A 2,383-nucleotide genomic window follows, 5' to 3' on the forward strand; every position below is an offset into this window, starting at 1 on the left:
CCATTGAGTAATACGTTCTACGGTAGAGAATCTGAAATAGATGATGGATTGGTCAAATTAGATAAATCTGATATTCTTATTGTGACTGGTGCTCCGGGCGTTGGAAAAACAAGACTCGGAATAGAGTTATGTAAGAGATTTACGTCTAAATATGATGAATATAAATTCTATTGTCTAACCAATTTTAACACAGAAGATGTTTATACAGCATTTCATAGTATAATTCAGAAGCAAGGTAAGATTATAGTTTTTATTGATGATGCTAATCGAGTTGGTGGAAATTACTCTGCTATTCTTCATCATTTAAAAATGGTTGAAAAAGGTAATTTGAAAATTGTAGTGTCTGTCAGAGATTATGCATTGGAATCTATTCTCGCAAAGACATATGATTACCATTATGAAACAACGGAGATATTGTGTTTTTCAGATGAAGACATCTCGAATATATTAGATTCCAATGGTTTCAACTTTAGCTATGCTTGCAAATATCGAATCAACCTAATATCACGAGGAAATGCCCGTCTTGCAATGATGTGTGCAAAAGTCGCTCGTGAAACAAACAGGTTAGATTCTTTAAGAAATGTAAGTGAACTATTTGAGTTGTATTTTTCTCCTATTTATAATGATGTAATAAAAGCAAGCGGAGAAGACTCTTTGAAAGTATTAGGAATTATATCTTTCTTCAGAGTGCTTCACCGAGAGTACGAAGAACCAAATAATATAATATATCGTGAATTTGAAATAAGTAGTGAACGATTTTGGTCAGTCTGTAAAACATTAAATGATCTGGAATTAGTCGATCTTTACGAAAATGATGTAGTGAAAATATCCGATCAGATATTAGCTACATATATACATTACAAAGCTTTTTTTTCCGAAAATATTCTTTCTTATAAAACAATTATTAATTGTTTTATGGATAAACACAACCACATTAATGACAGTATTATCCCCTTAGTAAATAGTTTTGGATATGAATCCATTGAATCTCAGATAAAGCAATGTGTAGAACCAATATTTGATGAAATAGATAGTAGCTCCGACCACTCTAAACTAATGTTACTGATTGACTCATTTTGGTTCTTCTTACCAAATAAGTCGTTATTTTATTTGAAGAGATGGATCGAACAGTTGGATTCGATGGACGAAGATTTCATTTTTGAGTTTGATAATAACCACTATGCATTTCATAGTACTCCTAAAGAATTGGAAGTATTATCGAATTTAGGAACAAAAAATTTCGACTACACAGAACCCGCATTGGATTTAATGTTTCAAATCATATTAAGACAACCACTTAATACTCCATTTTTAATAAAAATACTTGAAGATGAATGGATGATTGGCCGGTTTTCAATAGATAATAATTATCATCTTCAACACGCATTAGTTGATTTTGCAGCTTATAAAATATCAAATTCTGACGAAAAACATCTTTATTCAAAAATGTTGATTCGAATTGCTAATAGTTTATTAAAAACTGAATTCAGAGACACTGAGTGTAGAGGAAATAAATTCACAATGTACAGTGGGCACGTTTCCTCGGATAAACTATATTTAGATCTACGAAAAAAGACATGGACTATTTTGTTTACTCTTACTGACACACATCCATTAGAATTTAGACGACTTTTATCATCCCATTCAAGGTGGTATGATAAAGAAACAGTATCCATTTATCAATTCGACTTATCTATACTAATGGAAAACATCAAAATGAAGTTTTCAGAAAGTAGCTTCTTGGATTGCTATGTTGTTCATCATTTTTTCGAGCATTACAAATGGATGAAGGTTAAGTTTGATAAATCGATTTTGAGCACATTCTCATGTCATCTAATAAACGTTCTTAAGGTCTTTTCGCCAAGTGAAGACAGGCGGAGTTTTAGCGACTCTCTAAAGGTAAAGCAAAGCAAGATATGTAATTACTGCCGGGGGTATAAATTACCACAATACATAAAACTACTATCAGATATTAATGAAATAACTGAGGTAAAAAAACAACTCAATGAGCAACATATTGTATCTTATGAACAAGATGTTATGAATGCGATTATAGTTAATTGCCCAGACCTTTATATTGATGTCTTGAAATATATTTCATCAACGGATATAAATAAGATAAGACCTTATTCTGTATGGCAGTATGTGCAATTAGAAAATGCTGATATCAGCAGATTGATAAATGTAATAACAGAGCAATTAGAATTACCACATAGGACAAATTGGCTACTACAAGTGTATTCAAGTATTCCAGAATCAAAATTTACGTTATCGTTTGTTGATGAGGTACATCTCATTTTGTCTCAAAACTCATTAACAGGAGTTGACTTTTATCCGATACTTCAAATCATAGAAAACAGCAAGGAGTTTATACCCGTTAATG

Annotated in this window: 1 protein-coding gene; it reads left to right on the top strand. The window is 31.5% G+C overall.

Annotated elements, in window-relative coordinates; translation table 11 throughout:
- A partial coding sequence (locus tag CTY47_RS17010; protein WP_158228555.1) for an nSTAND3 domain-containing NTPase occupies positions 1-2,383 on the top strand: 2,383 nt, incomplete at both ends.

Source organism: Parabacteroides provencensis (genome assembly GCF_900232875.1).
GTDB classification, from domain to species: domain Bacteria; phylum Bacteroidota; class Bacteroidia; order Bacteroidales; family Tannerellaceae; genus Parabacteroides; species Parabacteroides chinchillae.